Genomic DNA, 23,181 nt, shown 5'->3' with positions numbered 1-23,181 from the left:
TTGGCGGCTGCGGGCTTCAGGCCGCCTGGATGTGGAAATCCAGCACGCTGAAACCGGTGGCAACATCCACCTCTGGCAAGTCTTCATGAGCATGCCCGCCCAATGCGCAATAGACCAGCCACTGCCGGTCTTGCACATTGATGGCGAAACCGTCGATCAACGCCTGTTGTTCGTCGCTCTGGGCAACGAGATAGAGGCGGTCCTGGTTTTCGGCGTGCAGCATGAACAAGCTCCGGATCGGGGAAAGGCCGACAGGGTGGCCTGTTCTGATGACGAGCATGTGACAGATGAAATTTAGTGACACTTTGTCGCCCAGGCCGGGCGCCTGGGTCGGACTTGGGTAGAATGCCGGCCTTCGCTGTCGTTCAAACCGAGGTTGCGTGATGTCGTTGCAAGTGCTCTGGGGGTTTCTGGCCGCCCATCCCACCAAGCTGATCAACCTGCTGGCATTGCTGATGACCTGCCCAGGCGGCCTGCTGCTGCACAGCGCACGGCGGCGCGAGGCGGTCACGCGTGAAAGCCTGGCGGTGGATGAAGGGGTGGTGGATGCGTTTGACCTGAGGGTGCCGCGTTACTTCTATATTCTCGGGTTTTCGTGCCTGGCCCTGGCGCTGTTGTTGTCCTGGTTCAGTACCTGGGTCTGAAAACCTGGGGCCGCAGAGCAGCCCCAAGGTTGATCAGGCGACCGGTGCCTGCTGCCTGACCTGGTACTGGTTGCGCACCGGCGTCGCATACTGCAACACCAGGTACGGCCGCTGCTCTTCGGGGCATGCCTCCAGGCGCCGTTGCCATTCTTCCTTGGCTCGCGACAACTCTTCGGCCGGGAACACCTTCTCGGCACTCGGCACCTGCAGTGCCTCATCCTTTTCGTCCCACATCGCGTAGGCCAGATAGTGCACCGGGAACAGCCGGTAGCCGCCGAGGATCTGCCGGTCGATTTCGGCCGCCAGTTGCTTGGTGTCTTCGAAGTATTCGGTCACCGGCGCTGCAAAGTTGATGTGCACACGGCCTTTGTAGCCAGTGATGCCTTTGGCGATGCTGTTGTCGTCTTCGCCTGGCGCCTTCTTGTAGGTGCCGGTGGTGGCGCGGATGTACAGTTCACGGGCCTTGGCCTGGTCGCAGGGGTCGTACTCGTAGCTGATCGACACCGGCGTCAGGTTAAGGCTCTGGATGACCGCGCCGAACGGTTCGTCCTTGCGGCTCATGTGGAACATCTTGAGGATCGCCGAGTCGGTGCGGTCGTCACCGTCCTTGGCGCGGCCTTCGGCCTGGGCGATCCAGATCGACGCAGTATCGTTGCGGATCGAGTGGTTGATGTAGGCCGAGAGCAGTTGGTAGGCCGCCAGCTTTTCGCGACGACCGCTGAGCGAGCGGTGCACGATGAAGCTCTTGTTCAGGCGCATCATGTCGCTGACGAAAGGCTTTTGCAGCAGGTTGTCACCAATGGCGATGCGTGGGGTCGGCAGGCCGGCGTGGTACACGGCGTAGTTGACGAAGGCCGGGTCCATGACGATGTCGCGGTGGTTGGCCAGGAACAGGTATGCGGTGCCGGCCTTGAGCTGCTCGACGCCCGAGTAGGTGACCCCGTCAGTGGCGCGTTCGATGGTTTGATCGACGTAGTACTCGACTTTGTCCTGCAAGGTCGAGACGCAGGTGACGCCGGCGAACTCCTTGCGCAGGCGACGGGCGATCAGCGGCTTGAGCAGCCATCCGAGGGGGCCAGCCGTACGCGGGAAGCGGAAGTGGGTGAGGATATCGAGGAATGCCGGGTCGCTGAGCAGGCGTGCCAGCACGGCAGGGACCTCAGCGTCGTCGTACGGTCGGATGGCATCGAATTCGCCCATCATGCTCTCTTGTTGGAAACGGCTAGGGTAATAAGGTAGGGACGGGGTCCGAAAAACGGCTCGAACACACGCAGGCCCTGTAATCAGACCGGCAATTATACGCATAAGTCACTGCGGAGGCCGCGATGCTGGAAACCGACTTCTATGATTGCCCTTATTGCGGCGAACGTGTGGAAACCACTGTCGATATTTCCGGTGGCGACCAGCGCTACACCGAGGATTGCCAAGTGTGTTGCCAGCCTGTGGTGTTCATTTTGCAGGTGCACGGTGACGAATGGATGCTTGAGGTCAGACGCGAGGACGATGCCTGATGCAGCGAATCTACGAACCGGAGAGTTTGCTGGAGGCCGAAATGCTGGTGGGCATGTTGGCCAGTGAAGGTGTCTCGGTACATTTGATTGGGCGCGACCTGGTCGGTGCTGCCGGTGAGCTACCGATGCAGGGCTTGCTGGCGCTGGCCGTGCCCGACGAGCAGGCCGAATACGCACGGCAGCTGATCGATGCGTACAATGCTGCCCAGCCACTGGTTGGCGACGAACCGGAGAGCTATCCCGGTACCTTGATCTGCTAGGTTCAGAATTCGCTCATGTGTGGACGTTACGCCCTGTTTCGCTGGCCCCAGGCCCTTGCCAGTCTGCCGGGCTTTCCGGCCGGCCAGCCGGCCCAATGGAATATCTCGCCGGGTGCTTCGGTGCTGATTCAGCGCCAGCTCGACGGCCAGCAGCAACTCGCCAAGGCGCGCTGGGGGCTGACCCCGGCCTGGCTCACCGACCTTTCCCGTACGCCTGCCCATGCCCGCGCCGAAACCCTTGCCGAGCAACCGATGTTTCGCGAGGCGTTTCGCCAGCGCCGTTGCCTGATGCCAGCCAATGGCTTCTATGAATGGCGCGGTACTGTGCGCAAACGCCCGTACTGGCTGACGCCAGGGGAGGGGGCTTCGCTGTATTTCGCGGCAGTGTGGGAGGCGTATCCGGTACAGGACCAGGTCTGGTTGAGTTGCGCGGTAGTGACCCAGGCGGCCATGAACCAGCGCCGGCCGTTGATTCTGGATGAGGCGGGGCGGGCGGCCTGGCTGGACCCTGATACGCCGATGGTGCGGTTGCATGAATTGCTGGCCAGCCCGCCGGCCACGTTGCGTGAGCGGGCGTTGGCGCATTTCGTCAATGACCCGAAGCTCGATGCGCCAGAATGCCTGACCCCGGCCTGATGCGCTGGCCGCAGTGCCGGTAAAATTCTTCCCTGCGGCTATGGCGGGCCTGGGCGACTAGGCCTAGGATACGCCGCATGTAAAAGGGAGTGTTTTCATGCGTAAGTCATTTGTTGTCAGTCTGTTGAGCGCCGGTATCCTTCTGGCAGGCTGCCAGTCGGTAAATACGACCAGCGGCGGGGCCGTCGGTGTCGAGCGCAAGCAGTACATGTTCAGCATGCTCTCGACCGATGAGGTCAACCAGATGTACGCCCAGTCCTATCAGCAGACCCTCGGTGAGGCGTCGAACAAAGGCGTGCTGGACAAGTCCAGCGCCGACGCCAAGCGCGTGCAGGTCATCGCCGACCGACTGATCGCCCAGGCGCCGATCTTTCGCCCGGATGCTGCCCAGTGGAAGTGGGAAGTCAACGTGATCAAGAGCGATGAGCTCAATGCCAACTGCGGGCCTGGCGGCAAGATCATCGTTTACACCGGCCTGATCGACCAGCTCAAGCTGACCGATGCCGAGATTGCAGCGGTGGTCGGCCACGAGATCGCCCACGCCTTGCGTGAGCACAGCCGCGAAGCGATGTCCAAGGCCTATGGTGTGGAAATGGCCCGTCAGGGCGCGGGCGCCCTCTTCGGGTTGGGCCAGAGCAGCATGGCCTTGGCTGATACCGTGGTGAACTACGCCATGACCCTGCCCAACAGCCGTTCCAACGAGAACGAGGCGGACCTGATCGGCCTGGAGCTGTCGGCGCGTGCCGGTTACGACCCGAACGCGGCGATCACCTTGTGGAACAAGATGAGCAAGGCATCCGAAGGCGCGCCGCCTGAGTTCATGAGCACTCACCCGGCGTCCGAGAGCCGTATCGCCTCGTTGCAGGCAGCCATTCCGAAGGTGATGCCGTTGTATCAGGCGGCCAAGAAGTAAGCATTGCCAAGGGGGCCGCTTTGCGGCCCTTTTGCAACGCAAAGCGCCCCCAGCTTTGTGTTACCCCACCCAGCCACTGGCTTTCATCGCCGAGTAAACGGCCACGACCGCCAGCACGATGAACGCGGTAGCCGCCAGGCGACGAATCAGCGTCAATGGCAGTTTATCCGCCGCAAAGTTACCCGCCAGTACCACCGGCACGTTGGCAATCAGCATGCCCAGGGTGGTGCCGATGATGACCATGATCAGGTGCGGGTACTGTGCTGCAAGCATCACCGTGGCCACTTGGGTCTTGTCGCCGATCTCGGCCAGGAAGAACGCAATCAGTGTGGTCAGGAATGGGCCGAAGCGGCGCGCGGGGTTTTCATCGTCATCCATCTTGTCCGGCACCAGCGTCCACAGTGCAGTGGCGGTGAAGCTGGCGGCCAGGATCCAGTGCAGCGCCGAGTCGCTGAAGAACCCGCCGACCCACGCACCCACGGCGCCAGCGGCGGCATGGTTGGCCAGGGTGGCGGCGATGATACCGGCGATGATCGGCCAAGGCTTGCGGAAGCGGGCAGCGAGGATGAGCGCGAGCAGTTGCGTCTTGTCGCCGATTTCGGCGAGGGCAACGATGGCGGTGGGGACCAGCAGGGATTCCAGCATCAGGTTTCCTACGGGGGCGGGTCGACACGGCTATGACACGTACAGCCTTCCCGCCCCGGGTAAGGTGTGCGTGTCATAGGTCTTGTCAAACCGCGGATCCGTCTGTGCGGATCTCTCTATGCAGGCGCTGCATAGCGGGTCGCACGCGCCATGGCCTGTGGGCCAAGTATGTTGACGCGTGCCGGGCGAGCTGGGTGCTCGCGGGAGACTACTCCCCTAGGACGGTGCGGATTCTGCCTAGCCGAATCGGTTTCGGCAAGCGCTGTTTTTAACCGCGTGTTGCCTGGTAGATACGAAAACCGTCGGCCTCGGCGCGTACCTGGCAGTTCCCCAACGCCCCTTCGATCAGCGGCTGGTAACGCAGGAAGCTGTTCGCCACCAGGCGCATTTCGCCACCTTTTCGCAGATGAACGCTGGATTTTTTCAGCAAGTTCTCCGACGCCTGGTAATTGGTGTGGACCCCGGTATGAAACGGCGGGTTGCTCAGGATCAGGCTCAAGTCGGTGGGGGCCGCGTCGATGCCATCGCCGCTGATCACTTCACCTTCCAGGCCGTTGGCGGCCAACGTCAGGCGGCTGGCCGCCACGGCGAAGGCGTCCACGTCCAGCAAGGTCAGCCGGCTTTGCGGATAGCGGCGTTTCACCGTGGCGCCCAGCACGCCGGCACCACAACCGAAGTCCAGTACATGCCCGCTCGGTAGGCCATCGAGGTGTTTGAGCAGCAATGCGGTGCCGCGATCGAGGCGGCCATGGCTGAACACGCCCGGCAGGCTGACCACCTGCAGTGGGCCGTCTTCGAGGTCGAGCTCGAAACGCTCGGCCAGGCTTTGCAGCGGCGTGGCCGCTGGCGCCTGGTCGACGGTTACCTGCCACAACTGGCAATGCCGGGCGCTGTCGAGCTTGCGCGGTTTGCCAAAGGCCTGCAGCTGCTTCGCCGCGCCTTCGATACCGCCGCGTTTCTCCCCGACCAGGTACAGGTCACGCCCGGCCAGGCGCGACGCCAGGGCGTTGAGCAGGTAGGCGGCCAGCTCGCGGGACTTGGGCAGGAACAGCACGGCGCTGTCGAAGGCCACCGGGGGCGGTTCGACACCGTAGTGGCTGCGGCCGGCAAAGCGCCCTTCGAGCATGGCCTGGTCGCCGGCATGCCAGGTCCAGCCATGGGCCATGGGCAGGTGGCCGAGCAGATCGTCGGCGGGCGCACCGGCGATCAGCAGCGGGCCCTGGAACAGGTCCGCCTGGCGGAGCAACACTTCACTGCGCGGGTCCATGGACGACGCCTCCTGGAAAAAAGTCGCGCAGTGTAGCAGAGGCTAACGCTGCGCTCAGCTGACCACGCGGCGTGGCTGACCGGTGAAGTAGGCCTGGGCATTCTCGCTGAGCTGGCCGACGATGCGCTGGCGCGACTCCACTGCACCCCAGGCACTGTGCGGGGTGATGATCAGCCGGGGGATATCGCCTGCCAGCAGCGGGTTGCCGTTGACCGGCGGCTCGACGCTGAGCACGTCGGTGGCGGCGCCACCGAGGTGGCCCTGGCGCAGGGCGTCGGCCAGGGCCTGCTCGTCGATCAGTCCCCCTCGGGCGGTATTGACCACCAGGGCACCGGGCTTGAGCAGGGCCAGCTCGTCGGCCCCGATCATGTGCCGGGTATGCTCGTTCAGTGGGCAGTGCAGGGTCAGCGCGTCGACTTGCGGCAGCAGGTCTTGCAGCGGCATGCGGTCGGCGCGCTCCGGGCGGCCGGGGATCTGCCCGCTCAGCACGCGCATGCCAAAGGCTTCCGCCAGGCGTGCCACCGCGCCGCCCAGCTCGCCATGGCCGAGCAGGCCAAGGGTCTTGCCCTCCAGCTCGACGATGGGGAAGTCCAGCAGGCAGAACTGGCTGGCCTTGGCCCATTGGCCGTCAGCCACCGCCTGGTTGTAGTCGCACAGGCGCGTGGCCAGGGCCAGCAGCAGGGCGAGGGTGTGCTGGGCCACCGACGGCGTGCCATAGCCCTGGCAGTTGCACACCGTAATACCCTGGGCGCGGGCCGCTGCCAGGTCGACATTGTTGGTGCCGGTGGCGGCCACCAGGATCAGCTTGAGCTGCGGGTTGGCCGCAAGGGCTGCGGCATCGAGCATGACCTTGTTGCTGATCACCGCGACGGCGCCCTGCAGGCGTTCGGCGACCTGCTCCGGGCGGGTGGCGGCAAACAGCTCGAACGCCTCGAACTGCGATTGCAAGGGCGACAGGTCAAGGTCACCCAGGTCCAGGGACTGGTGATCGAGGAACACGGCACGACGCGGGCTGGGCATGGGGTTCTCCGGTGGCGGGGCGGGAAATGGGGCATGGGTTTCGGTGCAAAGCCCGAAGGGGTTAGCCGCAGTGTCTAGCCCGCGGTTACCGCGCGTCAACGCCTGCCACTCATACCTCAACGGCCCAAATCATTCCTTCGGCTGATTTGACCGTCACATTGAGCTACTACAGTAGATCCAGACTTGTCCGGCCCGCTTTTCAGAAAAGGGATACCCATGTTGCAGACCCGCATCATCAAACCCGCCGAAGGCGCCTACGCCTACCCGCTGCTGATCAAACGCCTGCTGATGTCCGGCAGCCGTTACGAGAAAACCCGCGAGATCGTTTATCGCGATCAGCTGCGCCTGACTTATCCACAGCTCAACGAGCGTATCGCTCGCCTGGCCAATGTTCTGACCGAAGCCGGGGTCAAAGCCGGTGACACGGTGGCGGTGATGGACTGGGACAGCCATCGCTACCTGGAATGCATGTTCGCCATCCCAATGATCGGCGCGGTGGTGCACACCATCAACGTGCGCCTGTCACCGGAACAGATCCTCTACACCATGAACCACGCCGAAGACCGGGTGGTCCTGGTCAACAGTGACTTCGTCGGGCTCTACCAGGCCATCGCCGGTCAGTTGACGACGGTCGACAAGACCGTGCTGCTGACCGATGGCCCGGACAAGACCGCCGCGCTGCCCAACCTGGTCGGCGAGTACGAACAGTTGCTCGCCGCCGCCAGCCCACGCTACGACTTCCCGGATTTCGACGAGAACTCGGTGGCCACCACCTTCTACACCACAGGTACCACCGGCAACCCCAAGGGGGTGTACTTCACCCATCGGCAACTGGTGCTGCACACCCTGGCTGAAGCCTCGGTGACCGGCAGCATCGACAGCGTGCGCCTGCTGGGCAGCAACGATGTGTACATGCCCATCACCCCGATGTTCCACGTGCATGCCTGGGGCATCCCTTACGCCGCCACCATGCTTGGCATGAAGCAGGTGTACCCGGGGCGCTACGAGCCGGACATGCTGGTCAAGCTGTGGCGTGAAGAGAAGGTCACCTTCTCCCATTGCGTGCCGACCATCCTGCAGATGCTGCTCAATTGCCCCAGCGCCCAGGGCGAGGACTTCGGTGGCTGGAAGATCATCATCGGCGGCAGTTCGCTTAACCGTTCGTTGTACCAGGCTGCACTGGCGCGCGGTATCCAGTTGACGGCGGCGTACGGCATGTCCGAGACCTGCCCGTTGATTTCTGCCGCGCACCTGAACGACGAACTGCAGGCCGGCAGCGAGGATGAGCGCATTTCCTACCGGATCAAGGCCGGCGTGCCGGTGCCCCTGGTGGAAGCGGCGATCGTCGACGGCGAGGGCAATTTCCTCCCGGCCGATGGCGAGACCCAGGGTGAACTGGTGCTGCGTGCGCCGTGGCTGACCATGGGCTACTTCAAAGAGCCGGAAAAGAGCCAAGAGCTGTGGCAGGGTGGCTGGCTGCACACCGGTGACGTCGCGACCCTCGATGGCATGGGTTACATCGATATCCGCGATCGCATCAAGGATGTGATCAAGACCGGCGGCGAGTGGGTATCTTCGCTCGACCTCGAAGACCTGATCAGCCGTCACCCGGCGGTGCGCGAAGTGGCGGTGGTGGGTGTCGCCGACCCGCAGTGGGGCGAGCGGCCCTTTGCCCTGCTGGTGGTGCGCGACGGGCAGGCCATTGATGCCAAGTCGCTCAAGGACCACCTCAAGCCTTTCGTTGAAGAGGGGCATATCAACAAGTGGGCAATTCCAAGCCAGATCGCCGTTGTTACTGAAATTCCCAAGACCAGTGTCGGCAAACTCGACAAGAAACGCATCCGCCAGGACATCGTCCAGTGGCAGGCCAGTAACAGCGCGTTCCTGTCGACTCTGTAAGCACAGTGGGGGTCGTGTACGTCAGAACACGACCCGCATGCTAGAGAGCCCGGCGCCTTGCCAAACAGCCAAAATGCGCCATGCTTCAGCACTGCCAGCGCGTCACGAAGAAAAACGTCGGAGCGAGTTGGCGGCACGGAGCGCAAATCACACTTTAGAGGGATCAAGCGCCTGTGCCTTGCTGGCTATAGTCGAGGCCAGGGGATTTTCAGGAATGGGGGAGGGCGACACGCGCAAGCCGTGTTGCCGCAGGCGCAAGCCTGCATACCGGTCCCACGGGCCGTTTCTGAAAGGACTCACTGCCATAACAAAAAAGTACATGGAGTAGCGTCGATGAAATCTGCAAACCTGTTCTGGCGCCGGGCCAAGTTGCCCCTGGCCGTCAGCCTTGCTTCCACGCTCGCAAGTCCTGCTTTCGCTGTCAGTTTCAACATTGGTGAAATCGAAGGCCAGTTCGACTCGTCGCTCTCCATCGGCGCCAGTTGGTCGACGGCCAACCCCAACAAGAACCTGATCGGGGTGAACAACGGCGGCAAGGGCCTGTCGCAGACCTCGGACGATGGCCACCTGAACTTCAAGAAGGGCGAAACGTTCTCCAAGATCTTCAAGGGTATCCACGACCTCGAACTCAAGTACGGCGACACCGGTGTGTTCGTGCGCGGCAAGTACTGGTACGACTTCGAGCTGAAGGACGAAGGCCGCGAGTTCAAGGACATCAGCGACTCCAACCGCAAGGAAGGCGCCAAGTCTTCCGGTGCCGAACTGCTCGATGCGTTCGTCTATCACAACTATTCGATTGGCGACATGCCAGGCTCGGTGCGCCTGGGCAAGCAGGTTGTCAGTTGGGGTGAGAGTACCTTCATCGGCGGCGGCATCAACTCGATCAACCCGATCGACGTATCCGCGTTCCGCCGCCCGGGGGCCGAGATCAAGGAAGGCCTGATCCCGGTCAACATGTTCTACATCTCCCAGAGCCTGACCGATAACCTGTCGGCCGAGGCCTTCTATCAGATCGAATGGGACCAGACCGTCGTCGATAACTGCGGCACGTTCTTCTCCCAGCCAGACATCATCGCCGACGGCTGTACCGACAACCTGCGCGTGCTCAACAGCAGCCGCACGGTGCCGGGCGCAGCCCAGCAATTCCTCGCCACCCAGGGCGTGAACATCAACGAAGAAGGGGTGATGGTGCGCCGCGGCGCCGACCGTGATGCCCGCGACAGCGGCCAGTTCGGCGTGGCTCTGCGCTACATGTTCGACCCGCTGGACACCGAGTTCGGTGCCTACTTCATGAACTACCACAGCCGCGCGCCGATCTTCAGCGCCACCGGCGCACCACCGTCGGTGTTCGCCGGCCTGAGCGCGCTGCCTGCACAGTTGCGAGCGCTGGCACCGCTGATTGTGGCTGGTAACTCCGAGTACTTCGTCGAGTACCCCGAGGACATCCGCCTGTACGGCCTGAGCTTCTCCACTACGCTGCCTACGGGTACGGCCTGGAGTGGTGAAGTCAGCTATCGCCCCAATGCCCCTGTGCAACTGAATACCACCGACATCCTATTCTCGGGCGTGCGTCCGATTGGTGGCGCACTGACCAACGCTTCGCTGCTCTCCGGTACCCCCGGCCAAGACCTGCACGGCTACCGGCGCAAGGAAATCACCCAGTTCCAGACCACGCTGACGCATTTCTTCGACCAGGTAATGGGCGCCAGCCGCATGACTGTGGTGGGCGAAGTTGGGGTTACCCACGTTGGCGGCCTGGAAAACGCACGCGAGACCCGCTACGGCCGTGACCCGGTATTCGGGCCTGGCCCGCTGCCTGCCACCGGCGGTGCGGACACCTGCCAGGCACTCAATGGCAGCACCATCGCTGGCGCGGGTGCTGGGGCATCCACCACCAACCTGAATCGCAAATGCGAGAACGACGGCTACACCACCAGCACCTCCTGGGGTTACCGCGCCCGGGTCATCTGGGACTACAACGACGTCTTCGCCGGGGTCAACCTCAAGCCCAGCGTGGCCTGGTCGCATGACGTTTCCGGCTACTCGCCTGGCCCGGGTGCCAACTTCGAGGAAGGCCGCAAGGCCGTCAGCCTGGGCCTGGACGCCGAGTACCAGAACACCTATACGGCGAGCCTGTCGTACACCAACTTCTTCGACGGCAAGTACAGCACCGTGGATGACCGCGACTTCGTCGCCCTCAGCTTCGGCGTGAACTTCTAAGAATACTGATTCAGGACGACACAACATGAACAAGACCAGAAGTCTGCTGCAAGCCGGTGTACTGGGCCTGTCCCTGCTGGCGACCAGCGTCATGGCTGCGGTATCCGCCGACGAGGCGGCCAAGTTGGGCAGTACCCTGACCCCGATGGGCGCCGAAAAGGCCGGCAACGCCGATGGCTCGATCGGCCCGTGGGAGCCGCTGTCGAAGACGGCGGGTAGCGTCGACGGCAAGGGCTTCCTGGCCGACCCGTATGGCAGTGACAAGCCGCTGTTCACCATCACTGCGCAGAACGCCGATCAGTACAAGGACAAGCTTTCGCCGGGCCAGCTGGCCATGTTCAAGCGCTATCCGGACAGCTTCAGGATCCCGGTATTCAAGACCCATCGCGGCTCCACGGTACCTGCCGACGTGTTCGCCGCCATCAAGAAAAACGCCACCCAGACCACGCTGGTGGAAGGCGGCAACGGCTTGAACAACTTTGACACGGCGGTGCCGTTCCCGATCCCGAAAAGCGGCCTGGAAGTGATCTGGAACCACATTACCCGCTACCGGGGGGGCAGTGTCAGCCGCCTGGTAACCCAGGCAACGCCACAGCAGAACGGCTCTTTCAACCCGGTGTACTTCTCCGACCAGTTCGTCTTCCGCGACAAGATGAAGGATTACGACCCGAGCAACCCGGGCAATATCCTCTTCTACTTCAAGCAGGAAGTGACCGCGCCCGCTCGTCTGGCCGGGACCGTGCTGCTGGTGCACGAAACCCTCGACCAGGTGAAAGAGCCGCGCAAGGCGTGGATCTACAACGCCGGCCAGCGTCGCGTACGCCAGGCACCGCAAGTGTCGTACGACGGCCCGGGTACCGCTGCCGACGGCCTGCGTACCTCGGACAACCTGGATATGTTCAACGGGGCGCCAGACCGCTACGACTGGAAGCTGGAAGGCAAGAAGGAGCTGTACATCGCCTCCAACGCTTTCAAGCTGGATGACCCCAAGCTGAAGTACACCGACATCATCAAGGCCGGGCACATCAACCAGGACCTGTCCCGTTACGAGCTGCGCCGCGTCTGGCACGTGGTCGCAACCCTCAAACCGGGCCAGCGGCACATCTACGCCAAGCGTGACTTCTACATCGATGAAGACACCTGGCAGGCTGCAGTGATCGACCAGTACGACGGTCGTGGCCAGCTGTGGCGCGTTTCCGAAGCCCATTCCCAGCCGTATTACAACAAAGAGGTGCCTTGGTACACCCTGGAAACCATCTACGACCTGCAGTCGGGGCGTTACCTGGCGCTGGGCATGAAGAACGAAGAGAAGCGCGCTTACGACTTTGGCTTCAGTGCCAGCAAAGCCGACTTCCAGCCAGCGGCCCTGCGTCAGTCGGGTATTCGTTGAGCTGATAACCTGCAACTCCGTGTGATCCCCAGAACGCCCCGGCTTGCCGGGGCGTTTCTGTTAAGCCACTGCGCAATTCGCGGCCACCTGCAGGGCCGCGATAAGGCCGGTGAATATTCCGCCAAAGCCCCGGTCTAGCGCTCGTCCATCAGCGTTGTTGCTTTTTGTCGTAGTCTTTTACAGCGCAATTGCGCCCATCATCTTCAAATGCGCTGCGTTACCCGCTAGTCTCGCAAGCATCCGTATCGCCGTTGTCTTCCCATCAGAATGAGCCGGCCATGACAGATCTGTCCCGTACGCATGGATTCGCCAGCCAGGCCCTCGGCCTGCTGGACGGGCGTTTCTTCCGGCCACCGCTGCCGGACGGCCATGTGCCGCGTGCACGTCTGTGTCAGCGCCTGCAAGCAGGCCTGAATGGGCGGTTGCTGCTGGTCAACGCGCCAGCGGGCTTTGGTAAAAGCTCGTTGGCCATCGAGTTCTGCGAAGCACTGCCCGAGCACTGGCGAAGCCTCTGGCTTGGCCTGAGCCAGCGCGATGCCGACCCCGGGCGTTTTCTCGAACGGCTGCTCGAAGGCCTGCAGCAGTACTGCCCCGCCTTGGGTGGCCAGGCCATGGGCTTGCTGAAAATGCGCCAACGCCACCAGCCATTCGCCTTCGAGGAGTGGATCGACGGCCTGCTCGACGAGCTGGCGCAGTACCTGCAAGCCGATACGCCCCTGCTGCTGGTGCTGGATGACTATCACCTGGCGCAAGGGCCGGTTCTCGACAGTTGCCTGCAGTTTTTCCTCAATCACTTGCCCAACGGCCTGGTGCTGTTGATCACCAGCCGCCAGCGCCCGGATTGGCACCTGGCTCGCTTGCGTCTGTCCCGGCAACTGGTCGAGCTCAACGAGCAGGAGCTGCGCCTGACGCCTGACGAGTCGTTGGCGGTGATCGGCCGCCAACCCACCGGCCTGCGTGGCCAGGCACTGGACAACCTGATCCAGCGCAGTGACGGCTGGGTGGCCGGGCTGCGCTTCTGGCAGCTGGCGGCCAGCGAATCAGGCGATGAGCATGCCTTGCCCCACGCCTTGCATGGCGGCGAAGGGCTGATACGCGATTACTTGCTGGAAGAAGTCATCGAGATCCTGCCGGCGGACGTACAGGCCTTTCTGTACGACACGGCGAGCCAGGAGCGCTTCTGCGCGTCCCTCTGCGATGCCCTGCGTGGCCGCGAGGACAGTGCCGCTGTCCTGCGCTTCCTGCAGGCTCACCAGGTGTTTCTGGTGCCGCTGGACGAGCACGGTCACTGGTTTCGTTACCACCACCTGTTTTCCGATCTGTTGCGTAGCCGCCAGGCCAGCGAACCGCTGGCGGGCCTGCATTTGCGTGCCTGCCGCTGGTTCGAGGGCCAAGGCTTGCTGGATGAGGCGGTTGAACAGGCGCTGCGTGCCGGCCACCTCGATGTCGCTGCCGACCTGGTGCAGAGCCTTTCCGAGGAGCAACTGCTGGCCGAGCAGAACGTCGGCATGCTGCTGCGCTGGAAGATGGACCTGCCAGAAAGCTTGCTGATCAGTACGCCGCGGCTGATCGTGCTGTATAGCTGGGCGTTGGGGTTGGCTTGCCAGCTGGATGCGGCCGAAGAACTGGCCGGTTACCTCAGCCGTTTTCTGCCTGCGCCGTCGGCGACCGCGCAGAAGTCGATGCTGGCCCAGTGGCTGGCGCTGAGCGGCGTCATCGCGCGCGGTCGGGGTGATCGCGAGCGCACCTTGGCTTATTGCGGTGAAGCGCTGCAAAGCCTGCCGTGCAAGCGTTATGGCCAGCGCCTGGTGTGTCTTTCGACACTGTCTAACCTGGCCATTGCCGATGCCGACTTCTGGCATGCGCGGGGCTGGAACCGCGAAGCCCTGGAGCTGGCCCAGCGTGTTGGCAACCCGCTGTTCGAGGCCCTGGCGCACTATGATCGGGCGCGGGTGCTGCATGCCCGTGGTGAAGTGTTGCGGGCCTTGGACGAAGTGCGCCAAGGCTTGCAGCGCCTGCAGGGGCTGTCGGGGCAGCGCTTGTATGCGGTGCGGGCGCGGCTGACCCTGTACGAGGGCTACCTGCTGGTTTCGCGCCTGCAAGCCGGCCAAGGTCGTGCGCGCCTGCGTGCGGGGCTGGGTGAAGCGCGGGCCTGCCGGGACATCAGCGTGCTGATCGGCCACTGTGTGATTGCGACGCTCGATGGCCGCGAGGGCCACTTCGCCGAAGCGTTCGCCGAGCTGGCCGAGGCGGAGCGGCTGATGCACATCTGGGACGTTCCGCCGATTTACTACCTGGCCATGATTACCCTGGTCAAGTGCGAGCTGTGGCTGGCGCAAGGGCGTACCGACCTTGCCGAGTCGTGGTTGCTGCGGCTGGGGCAGACCTACGGCGGCGAGCAGCCCGCAGCGGCCCCGGAGTTTCATCCGTTGCTGCCACTGCATATCGAATTGCAGCAGGCGTTGCTGGCGCGTATCCAGCTGCGTACAGATGAATCTATTCAGCGCCTGTCGGGGCTGGTCGAACGGGGTTTGGTCAGTGGCGGCATGCTGCTGGCCGTCAGCGCACTGTGCCAGTGGGTTGCCCTGCTATTAGGGGAGGGCCGTGACGCGCAAGCTGCCGGGCTGCTGCCCAAGGCGCTCGAAGCCGCGCAGGGCGGCGTGCTGCACCCCTTCCAAACGTTGCTCGAAAAACACCCACAGTGGCTGCACGAGCAGCTTGCAGCTCACCCCGGTTGCGCGGTGCAGGCCGAACTGCTCAAGCGCCTGCCGCCATTACCTGTGGTCAGCAGCGGCGGCGGCGAGGCGTTGAGTGGTCGGGAGCGGGCTGTGCTCGAGCTGATCGCGCAGGGGTGTTCCAACCAGCAGATCAGCGAACGGCTGTTCATCTCGCTGCATACCGTCAAGACCCATGCCAGCCACATCAACAGCAAGCTGGGCGTCGAGCGCCGGACGCAAGCGGTGGCCAAGGCCAAATCGTTGGGCTTGCTGGCCTGAGGTAGCCCTCGCGGGGTTTGCTCGCTAAAGTAATGGCTTGAGGCCACTGCGCGCAATTGTTTAGCGCGCTGCATGCTCTACCCTCATCTTTCCCGACCGGCTGCCGATACAGCATTCGGTGGTATGCATCGCCTTGCGCGATTTTTCAATCATCCCAATACAGGTCGTGTTGATGCTGCAGTACGGGCAAAAGAGCTTTCTGATCGTCGACGACTTCACCGACTTTCGTACGTCGACACGTTCCATGTTGCGCGAACTGGGTGTGCGCGATGTGGACACTGCCGACAGCGGCGAGCAGGCCCTGCGCATGTGCGCGCAGAAACGTTATGACTTCATCCTGCAGGACTTCCACCTGGGCGACGGCAAGAAAAACGGCCAGCAGGTGCTCGAAGACCTGATCCTCGACAAGCACATCAGCCATGAGTGCGTGTTCATCATGGTGACGGCCGAGAGCAGCCAGGCCATCGTCCTCAGTGCCATCGAGCATGAGCCCGATGCCTACCTGACCAAGCCGTTCAACCGGGTAGGCCTGGCCCAGCGCGTCGAGAAGCTGTTCCAGCGCAAGACCTTGCTCAAGCCGATCCTCCAGGCCCTGGACCGCGGTCGCCCGGCCGAAGTCCTGGCGGCCTGCGCCGAGCTGTGCAAGAAGGACCCGCGCTTCGCCCCTTTGTGCCTGCGCTACCGGGCCGATGCCCTGCGCAACCTCAATCGCTTTGACGAGCTGGAAAAGTTCCTCAAGGCCATTCTCGCCAGCCGCCCGCAGCCGTGGGTGTACTCGGCGCTGGGCAGCCTGATGCACAAGCGTGGCCAGAATGCCCAGGCTCAGGGTGTGTACGAGCAGGCACTGAAGGCCTTCCCGATCATGCCGGGCCTGTACGACGGCATGGCCGAAGTGCTGGTGGCGCAGGGCGAGAACAAGCGCGCGCAGAACATGCTGGAAGAAGCGGTGCGCCTGTCGCCGCTGTCGGTACGCCGGCAGGCCACGCTGGGCAAGCTGGCGCTGGGCAACGAGGACTTTGAAACCTCCTCGAAAGCGTTCCGCCATGCGGTGAACCAGGGGCAGAGTTCGCGCTACAAGGATGCCGAGAACAACCTGGGCCTGGTGCAGGCGTTGATGAGCAAGAACGCAGGCTTTGGCCTGGACGCCCGGACCCGCGTCGAGATCAACACCGTGCTCAGTGAAGTGGCCAAGGAAAACCCCGAGGATCAAGGCTTGCAGGTGCGCGCCCGGATGATGAAAGCCGCGAGCCTGCAGCAGGCCGGTGACGCCGAGACGGCCGCCAAGCTCACCGAGCAGGCCATGCAGCGTCTGGACAAGATGGAACAGTTCTTCTCGGTCGATGCCGCGCTGACAGTGGCTGCCCAACTGCAGGCGTCAGGGCAGGAAGCGGCCGCGATCGGGGTGCTCAAAAGCTGTGTGGAAAGCTATGGCGATGACCCCAAGGTCATGCAGAAGGTGGCCAAGCTGACGGATGATCCGGCCGTACTCAATGCGATCACCGAAGCCGTAACCCTCAACCGCCAGGGAGTGCGTAGTTACCAGGGAGGTCAGCTCGACGAAGCGCTGCAGTTGTTCCGCAAGGCCTTGGCCTTGCAACCGAAGAACATCAGCATCGCCCTCAACACCGCCCAGGCGCTGCTGCGCATCGGGGGGGATGACCCACAGCCTGCGATCATGCAGGAATGCCGCAACGCCTTGACCAGCGTTGCCGGCATCCCGGCCAGCGACAACCGCTATGACCGCTATGGCAAACTGCACATCCGAGTGTTCGGCGCATGAATCAAGACAATCAGGGGCTGGATTTTTCCACGGTGATCGCCTCCACCGTGCACGACCTCAAAAACTCCCTGTCAGCGCTGATCCAGTCCCATGACCAGTGGCTGGCGCGCTTGCCCGAAGAGTTGCGCACTGGCACCGAGCAAGGGGTGATGGAGCACGAGTTCCGCCACCTCAACGGTATGCTGGTGCAACTGTTGGGGCTGTACAAACTGGGTGTCAACCAGCTGCCGGTCTGCCCGGACTACCACGAGCTGGACGACTTCATCGAAGCCCAGTTGGCTGCCCATCAGGAAGTACTCAAGCACAACGACATCCTCGCCACCTGGCGTATCGACACCGACAACCCGTTGGGCTTCTTCGACCGCGAACTGGTCGCGTCGGTGATCGCCAACGTGATCACCAACGCCACCCGTTTTGCCGGGCATGCCTTGTTGATCAGCATCGAGGAAGAAGCCAACCAACTGGTGATCTGCGTCAACGATGACGGCCCGGGTTATCCACAGCGCATGCTCGAACGCCAGGAAGAGTTCATCCAGGGGATCGATTCACACAGTGGCAGTACTGGCCTGGGCCTGTACTTCGCTGCGCGGATCGCGGCGCTGCATGAGAGCGATGGGGTGAAGGGGCGCATCGAGATTTCCAATGGCGGGGCGCTTGGGGGCGGGTTGTTCAGGTTGTTTTTGCCTTGATCGTTCTCGTGGCCATTTCGCGTGATCAGGTGTTGCCTTTTATTGCGGCCCTAGCGTCGATTCCCAAGACGATGTGAGGGATTTCCTTCTTGTGGTAGCTGGGCTTTTTTCCAGCCAGGCGAGTGACAATGTAGATACGACGTTTCTACATTTCACTTGCAATCGCATGGAGGATTTCTAGTATGTATCTACCTTGGGAGATACTTATGCAGATCAAGATTCAGCAGTGGGGCAATAGCGCGGCCATTCGCCTCCCTGCAGCGGTGCTCAAGCAGCTGCACCTTGGTGTCGGCTCAACCCTTAGCTTGGATACGGCCGGTGAAACGCTGGTGCTCAAGCCTGTCAGGTCCAAACCTAAATACACCCTTGAAGAGTTGATGGCTCAGTGTGATCTCACGGCACCAGAGCCAGAGGACATGGCCGCTTGGAACGCGATGCGCCCAGTGGGGCGGGAAGTGTGAAGCGGGTTAAATTCGCCAGAGGCGATATTGTTCGTATCAACCTTGATCCCGCTGTCGGACGAGAGCAGCAAGGCGCAGGGCGACCCGCATTGGTGCTTACACCCTCGGCCTTCAATGCTGCGGGGCTCGCAGTGATCGTGCCGATCTCCCAGGGTGGGGATTTCGCAAGGCATGCAGGGTTCGCAGTGACGCTTAGCGGCGCGGGTACGCAGACGCAAGGGGTCATGCTCTGTAACCAGATACGCACAGTGGATCTGGAGGCCAGAAAGGCCCAGCGTGTCGAGGCTGTGCCCGAGGTGGTCATCCTTGATGCACTGGCTCGCGTACAAACCCTCTTTGAATAATGGTCCCTATGGAAAATCTATCCTCAGCCCTCATCCGCGAAACCTTCCCCGTAGGCCCCCTGCAGTGCAATTGCACCCTGATCGGCGACCCGCTGAGCAAAAAGGCCATCGTCGTCGACCCAGGCGGTGACCCGGAGAAGATCCTCGCCCGCCTGCAAGCCCATGGCCTGACCTTGGTAAGCATCATCCACACCCACGCGCATTTCGATCACTTCCTCGCCTCGGGCAAGTTGAAGGAACTGACTGGCGCGACATTGCACCTGCACAAAGACGACCAGTCGCTGTGGGACAACCTGGAGATGCAGTGCCAGATGTTCGGCGTGCCTTACACCCCGGTGCCTGCCCCAGACCGCTGGCTGAGCGATGACGAGGAACTGGCCTGTGGTTGTGGCGTGGCCTTGCATACCCCGGGGCACACGCCCGGCTCGATGAGCTTCTGGTTCGCCGATGCCAAGCTGTTGATTGCCGGCGATACCTTGTTCCGTCGCGGTATTGGCCGCACCGATTTGTGGGGCGGTGATCAGCGGGCTATCGTTCGTTCGATCAAGGAGCGGTTGTACCGGCTGGATGAAACGGCCATCGTGGTCACAGGCCACGGGCCAGACACCCGCCTGGGTGACGAGATGCGCGAGAACCCGTTCGTGCGGGCATGAACCTGCGTGAAAACGTGTTCATGGAATTTTTCTGCCGCTTGGCAATCCAAGGCTGGCATAGATCCATTCGCGGTCTGCCGCATTTATGAATTTCAGTAGGAGCTTGTCCATGTTCACCATGCGTCGTCTGATTATCGTCGCAACCGCTGCAGCCCTGATGACTGGCTGCGCAAGCCAGAACCCGTACGACAACCAGGGTCAGGCGCAGGGCTCCACGGGGATGAGCAAGACCGCCAAGTACGGCGGCTTGGGCGCGCTGGCCGGCGCTGTCGCCGGTGCCGCCATCGACCACAACAACCGGGGTAAAGGTGCACTGATCGGCGCAGCCGCAGTGGGTGCCGCAGCAGCCGGTTACGGCTACTACGCCGACAAGCAGGAAGCCGCACTGCGCGCACAAATGGCCAATACCGGCGTCGAGGTGCAGCGCCAGGGCGACCAGATCAAGCTGATCATGCCAGGCAACATCACCTTCGCCACCGACTCGGCCAACATCGCGCCAAGCTTCTACTCGCCGCTGAACAACCTGGCTGGCTCGTTCAAGCAGTTCAACCAGAACACCATCGAAGTGGTCGGCTTCACCGACAGCACCGGCAGCCGTCAGCACAACATGGACCTGTCCCAGCGCCGCGCGCAGGCGGTCAGCACCTACCTGACTTCGCAGGGTGTGGATGCTTCGCGCATTTCGGTACGTGGCATGGGCCCGGACCAGCCGATCGCCAGCAACGCCGACGCCAACGGCCGGGCACAGAACCGTCGCGTGGAGGTCAACCTGAAGCCGATCCCAGGTCAGCAGTATGACCAGCAAGGGCAGGTTCAGCAGTATCCGTAAGTCATGAGGGTCGCCTTGGGGCTGCCAAGCAGCCCCAAGGCTTCAGCGCACGACGCTGGCCTGAATCGCCGTCAGGGCGATGGTGTGCACGATATCGTCCACCTGAGCCCCGCGCGGCAAGTCGTTCACCGGCTTGCGCAACCCCTGCAGCATCGGCCCCAGACTGACCCCATCGGCACTGCGCTGCACCGCTTTGTGCGTGGTGTTGCCGGTATTGAGGTCGGGGAAGACGAACACCGTGGCTCGCCCGGCAACCGGGCTGTTCGGTGCCAGTTCCCGGGCGATGGCCGGGTTGGCCGCAGCGTCATACTGCAACGGCCCATCGATCAGCAGATCCTGTTCCGCGCTTTGTGCCAGGCGTGTTGCTTCACGCACCTTCTCGACTTCTTCATCGCTCGCCGAATCACTTGAATAACTGATCATCGCCACCCGCGGCGCGATGCCGAAGGCCTGTGCCGATTCGGCGCTCTGCCGGGCGATTTCTGCAAGTTCTGCGGCACTGGGGTGCGGGTTCATCACGCAGTCGCCGTACACCAGCACCTGCTCGGGGAACAGCATGAAGAACACCGAAGATACCAGGCTGGCACCTGGCGCCGTCTTGATCAGCTGCAGGGCCGGGCGGATGGTGTTGGCGGTGGAATGCACCAGGCCCGAGACCAGGCCGTCGACCTCATCCAGGGCCAGCATCATGGTGGCGATCACCACCGGGTCTTCCAGCTGCTGCTCGGCCATGGGCGCATTGAGGTTCTTGCTTTTGCGCAGCTCGACCATCGGTTCGACATAGCGCCCGCGAATCAGCTCCGGGTCGAGTATTTCCAGGTCTGGCGGCAGGGTAATGCCCTGGGCGCGGGCAACGGCTTCGACTGCCTCGGGTTTGGCCAGCAGTACGCAACGCGCGATGCCACGGGCCTGGCAGATCGCCGCCGCCTGCACCAACAGCGGCTCGGCGCCCTCGGGCAGGACGATGCGCTTGTTGGCCTGTTGTGCGCGTTGAATCAACTGATAGCGGAACACCGCAGGCGACAGACGCAGCTCACGTGGCGTGCCACAGCGCTGATGCAGCCAGGCAGCGTCGAGGTGGCTGGCGACGAAATCGGTGATGAACTCGGCACGCTCGCGGTCATCCACGGGGATCTCGCGGTTCAGTGAATTGAGCTGGTTGGCCGTGTCGTACGAACCGGTACTCACCGAAAGAATCGGCAGGCCGGCTTGCAAGGCGCCGCGGCACAAGCCAAGGATACGCGCATCGGGCTTGCTGTCGCTGGTCAGCAGCAGGCCGGCCAGGGGCACGCCATTGATCGCTGCCAGGCTCACGGCCAGAATGATGTCGTCACGGTCACCGGGGGTCACCACCAAGGTGCCAGGGGTGAGCAATGGCACGGTGTTGGCCACGGTACGCGCGCAGATGATGATCTTGCTCATGCGCCGCTGCTCGTAGTCCCCGGCGTTGAGCACCTGGGCGCCAAGCAGGTCGGCCACATCGCGGGTGCGCGGGGCGTTCAGTTCGGGCTGGTAAGGGATGCAGCCCAGCAGGCGGAAGTCGTTGCCGCGCAGCAGCGGCGAGTGCTCGCGCAGGCGCGTGGCGAAGTCCGCCATGCTTTCTTCGGTACGCACCTTGTTGAGGACCACCCCGAGCACTTTCGGGTCGCGTGGGCCGCCGAACAGCTGGGCCTGCAGTTCGACCCGGCCGGACAGCTCGCTGAGGACCTCGTTTTCCGGCGCCGACACCAGGATCACCTCGGCATCCAGGCTCTTGGCCAGGTGCAGGTTGACCCGCGCCGCGTAACTGGCGTGGCGGGTCGGCACCATGCCCTCGACCACTACCACGTCATTGCCCACGCAGGCTTGCTGGTACAGGCGGATGATTTCTTCGAGCAGTTCGTCAAGTTGGCCATCGCCGAGCATGCGCTCGACGTGCGCCAGGCTCAACGGCTTGGGCGGCTTGATGCCGTGGGTCCGTGCGATCAGTTCGGTGGAGCGCTCGGGGCCGGTATCGCCGGGGTGAGGCTGGGCGATCGGCTTGAAAAAACCGACCTTCAGGCCTGCGCGTTCAAGGGTGCGAACCAGGCCCAGGCTGATTGAAGTCAGGCCGACACCAAAGTCGGTCGGCGCAATGAAAAATGTTTGCATGCGTGCTTCTCGAAATAAAGCGGTGCAAGGAATCAACGGCCAAGGGTAGCGCTATCGGCCGCCTGTGCACACCAGCCACAGGCGAAAGCCTGGCCGATGCGCTGCTGGCGCTGAGCGGCATCGAGCACCCACGGGCGCGCCTGCCAAGGGGGTTGGTGGCGAAGGTGCTGAGTGTGGCCGCACGACAACTCGACCACCCAGTGGCCTTCTTCGTCCTGATGGAAGCCGGTGATCCGACTGATGGGCTGTTCCTCGGCCGAGGCGCGTTCGCAATCGGGCGATGGCTTGGTTACACTTGTCCGCTCTACATACTTTTGCAAAAGGTCTTGCCCCATGCTGATCGCCGCCAACAAGGCTGTCTCCATCGACTATACCCTGACCAACGACGCCGGGGAGACCATCGACAGCTCCGCCGGTGGCGCGCCGCTGGTTTACCTGCACGGTGCCGGCAACATCATCCCGGGCCTGGAAAAAGCCCTGGAAGGCAAACAGGCCGGTGACGAGCTGAATGTCTCCATCGAGCCGGAAGACGCGTACGGTGAATACCTGGCCGAGCTGGTCAGCACCCTGAACCGCAGCCTGTTCGAAGGCGTCGACGAGCTGGAAGTCGGCATGCAGTTCCACGCCTCGGCGCCGGATGGCCAGATGCAGATCGTCACCATTCGCGACCTCGACGGCGACGACGTTACCGTTGACGGCAACCACCCGCTGGCCGGCCAGCGCCTGACCTTCCAGGTCAAGGTTGTAGACGTGCGTGATGCCAGCGAAGAAGAAATCGCTCACCGTCACATCCACGGTGAAGGTGGCCATCACCACTGATTTTCTGCGCTAAGCTCAGAGAGTCGCCAGGCGCTCGGGCAAGCCATTTGCCTTCCCAATGGGAGGTGGACGGCT

23 protein-coding genes and 1 riboswitch are annotated in these 23,181 nt (G+C 62.8%); of the genes, 16 read left to right on the top strand and 7 right to left on the bottom strand.

Annotated features, from left to right (window positions below; genetic code table 11):
- Window positions 1-16 precede the first annotated feature (16 nt).
- Window positions 17-223 (bottom strand): hypothetical protein, encoded by a 207-nt coding sequence (locus DJ563_RS17125; protein WP_033701299.1) that lies wholly within the window; start codon window positions 221-223, stop codon window positions 17-19.
- A 160-nt stretch (window positions 224-383) separates the two neighbouring features.
- On the opposite strand from DJ563_RS17125, the gene DJ563_RS17120 reads away from it, so the two are divergent.
- The gene (locus DJ563_RS17120) at window positions 384-644 is read left to right on the top strand and encodes a hypothetical protein (protein WP_274098186.1); all 261 of its coding nucleotides are present in this window, start codon (window positions 384-386) and stop codon (window positions 642-644) included.
- A gap of 33 nt (window positions 645-677) precedes the next feature.
- Here the strand turns inward: DJ563_RS17120 and DJ563_RS17115 are convergent, their stop codons facing one another.
- Window positions 678-1,847, bottom strand: a complete 1,170-nt coding sequence (locus DJ563_RS17115) for a 1-acyl-sn-glycerol-3-phosphate acyltransferase (protein WP_434518069.1) — start codon at window positions 1,845-1,847, stop codon at window positions 678-680.
- A 122-nt stretch (window positions 1,848-1,969) separates the two neighbouring features.
- On the opposite strand from DJ563_RS17115, the gene DJ563_RS17110 reads away from it, so the two are divergent.
- From DJ563_RS17110 to DJ563_RS17095, 4 genes are all read left to right on the top strand, one after another.
- Entirely contained in the window at window positions 1,970-2,155 is a 186-nt protein-coding gene (locus DJ563_RS17110) for a CPXCG motif-containing cysteine-rich protein (RefSeq protein WP_033701296.1), read from the top strand.
- On the top strand, window positions 2,155-2,415 hold the full coding sequence (locus DJ563_RS17105) for a putative signal transducing protein (protein WP_274098188.1): 261 nt from the start codon (window positions 2,155-2,157) through the stop codon (window positions 2,413-2,415). Before DJ563_RS17110 ends, DJ563_RS17105 begins: the two co-directional genes overlap by 1 nt.
- 15 nt (window positions 2,416-2,430) lie before the next feature.
- Complete coding sequence (locus DJ563_RS17100; RefSeq protein WP_274098189.1) at window positions 2,431-3,051, top strand: SOS response-associated peptidase; 621 nt, start codon at window positions 2,431-2,433, stop codon at window positions 3,049-3,051.
- Window positions 3,052-3,148: 97 nt separating this feature from the next.
- Window positions 3,149-3,964 (top strand): M48 family metallopeptidase, encoded by an 816-nt coding sequence (locus DJ563_RS17095; RefSeq protein ID WP_033701292.1) that lies wholly within the window; start codon window positions 3,149-3,151, stop codon window positions 3,962-3,964.
- Between the two features lie 60 nt (window positions 3,965-4,024).
- Here DJ563_RS17095 and DJ563_RS17090 read toward each other — a convergent pair whose 3' ends face one another.
- The 3 genes from DJ563_RS17090 to DJ563_RS17080 all read right to left on the bottom strand — a co-directional run bounded on the left by DJ563_RS17090 (window position 4,025) and on the right by DJ563_RS17080 (window position 6,896).
- Entirely contained in the window at window positions 4,025-4,606 is a 582-nt protein-coding gene (locus tag DJ563_RS17090) for a TMEM165/GDT1 family protein (RefSeq protein WP_177326489.1), read from the bottom strand.
- Window positions 4,607-4,696: 90 nt separating this feature from the next.
- A riboswitch (yybP-ykoY riboswitch) is annotated at window positions 4,697-4,838 on the bottom strand.
- 39 nt (window positions 4,839-4,877) lie between these two features.
- The gene (locus DJ563_RS17085; RefSeq protein WP_274098190.1) at window positions 4,878-5,876 is read right to left on the bottom strand and encodes a class I SAM-dependent methyltransferase; all 999 of its coding nucleotides are present in this window, start codon (window positions 5,874-5,876) and stop codon (window positions 4,878-4,880) included.
- 54 nt (window positions 5,877-5,930) lie between these two features.
- Window positions 5,931-6,896: a 2-hydroxyacid dehydrogenase gene (locus tag DJ563_RS17080; protein ID WP_274098191.1), complete on the bottom strand. Its 966-nt coding sequence runs from the start codon at window positions 6,894-6,896 to the stop codon at window positions 5,931-5,933.
- Between the two features lie 216 nt (window positions 6,897-7,112).
- On the opposite strand from DJ563_RS17080, the gene DJ563_RS17075 reads away from it, so the two are divergent.
- From DJ563_RS17075 to DJ563_RS17030, 10 genes are all read left to right on the top strand, one after another.
- Entirely contained in the window at window positions 7,113-8,795 is a 1,683-nt protein-coding gene (locus DJ563_RS17075) for a fatty acid--CoA ligase (protein ID WP_434518068.1), read from the top strand.
- Between the two features lie 333 nt (window positions 8,796-9,128).
- Window positions 9,129-11,015, top strand: coding sequence for a DUF1302 domain-containing protein (locus tag DJ563_RS17070; RefSeq protein ID WP_274098193.1), 1,887 nt, complete (start codon window positions 9,129-9,131; stop codon window positions 11,013-11,015).
- A gap of 25 nt (window positions 11,016-11,040) precedes the next feature.
- The gene (locus DJ563_RS17065) at window positions 11,041-12,405 is read left to right on the top strand and encodes a DUF1329 domain-containing protein (protein WP_033701284.1); all 1,365 of its coding nucleotides are present in this window, start codon (window positions 11,041-11,043) and stop codon (window positions 12,403-12,405) included.
- A gap of 278 nt (window positions 12,406-12,683) precedes the next feature.
- On the top strand, window positions 12,684-15,401 hold the full coding sequence (locus DJ563_RS17060; RefSeq protein ID WP_274098194.1) for a LuxR C-terminal-related transcriptional regulator: 2,718 nt from the start codon (window positions 12,684-12,686) through the stop codon (window positions 15,399-15,401).
- A 172-nt stretch (window positions 15,402-15,573) separates the two neighbouring features.
- A complete protein-coding gene (locus tag DJ563_RS17055) occupies window positions 15,574-17,181 on the top strand; it encodes a tetratricopeptide repeat-containing response regulator (protein ID WP_033701281.1) in 1,608 nt (535 codons plus the stop codon).
- Window positions 17,178-17,870, top strand: a complete 693-nt coding sequence (locus DJ563_RS17050; protein ID WP_033701279.1) for a sensor histidine kinase — start codon at window positions 17,178-17,180, stop codon at window positions 17,868-17,870. Before DJ563_RS17055 ends, DJ563_RS17050 begins: the two co-directional genes overlap by 4 nt.
- A gap of 182 nt (window positions 17,871-18,052) precedes the next feature.
- Complete coding sequence (locus tag DJ563_RS17045; protein ID WP_434518067.1) at window positions 18,053-18,331, top strand: AbrB/MazE/SpoVT family DNA-binding domain-containing protein; 279 nt, start codon at window positions 18,053-18,055, stop codon at window positions 18,329-18,331.
- On the top strand, window positions 18,328-18,675 hold the full coding sequence (locus DJ563_RS17040; protein WP_434519733.1) for a type II toxin-antitoxin system ChpB family toxin: 348 nt from the start codon (window positions 18,328-18,330) through the stop codon (window positions 18,673-18,675). The genes DJ563_RS17045 and DJ563_RS17040 overlap by 4 nt, the downstream gene beginning before the upstream one ends.
- 8 nt (window positions 18,676-18,683) lie before the next feature.
- Window positions 18,684-19,328, top strand: coding sequence for an MBL fold metallo-hydrolase (locus DJ563_RS17035; RefSeq protein WP_274099299.1), 645 nt, complete (start codon window positions 18,684-18,686; stop codon window positions 19,326-19,328).
- A 109-nt stretch (window positions 19,329-19,437) separates the two neighbouring features.
- On the top strand, window positions 19,438-20,157 hold the full coding sequence (locus tag DJ563_RS17030) for an OmpA family protein (RefSeq protein ID WP_047582740.1): 720 nt from the start codon (window positions 19,438-19,440) through the stop codon (window positions 20,155-20,157).
- Window positions 20,158-20,199: 42 nt separating this feature from the next.
- Here DJ563_RS17030 and pta read toward each other — a convergent pair whose 3' ends face one another.
- The gene (gene pta / locus DJ563_RS17025; RefSeq protein WP_274099298.1) at window positions 20,200-22,287 is read right to left on the bottom strand and encodes a phosphate acetyltransferase; all 2,088 of its coding nucleotides are present in this window, start codon (window positions 22,285-22,287) and stop codon (window positions 20,200-20,202) included.
- A 32-nt stretch (window positions 22,288-22,319) separates the two neighbouring features.
- Window positions 22,320-22,622 (bottom strand): DUF3565 domain-containing protein, encoded by a 303-nt coding sequence (locus DJ563_RS17020; protein ID WP_095064021.1) that lies wholly within the window; start codon window positions 22,620-22,622, stop codon window positions 22,320-22,322.
- Between DJ563_RS17020 and DJ563_RS17015 the strand changes: the two genes are divergently transcribed.
- Window positions 22,621-23,106 carry an FKBP-type peptidyl-prolyl cis-trans isomerase gene (locus DJ563_RS17015; protein ID WP_016501463.1) on the top strand — a complete coding sequence of 162 codons (486 nt, stop codon included), beginning with the start codon at window positions 22,621-22,623 and terminating at the stop codon, window positions 23,104-23,106. The two genes, DJ563_RS17020 and DJ563_RS17015, sit on opposite strands and share 2 nt — an antisense overlap.
- Window positions 23,107-23,181: the final 75 nt, after the last annotated feature.

The organism is Pseudomonas sp. NFX1, from assembly GCF_051123555.1.
In the GTDB taxonomy this organism is placed as follows: Bacteria; Pseudomonadota; Gammaproteobacteria; order Pseudomonadales; family Pseudomonadaceae; genus Aquipseudomonas; species Aquipseudomonas capeferrum.
The sequence above is the reverse complement of the archived record's forward strand: the minus strand, read 5'-3'. Positions and strand labels throughout refer to the sequence as shown.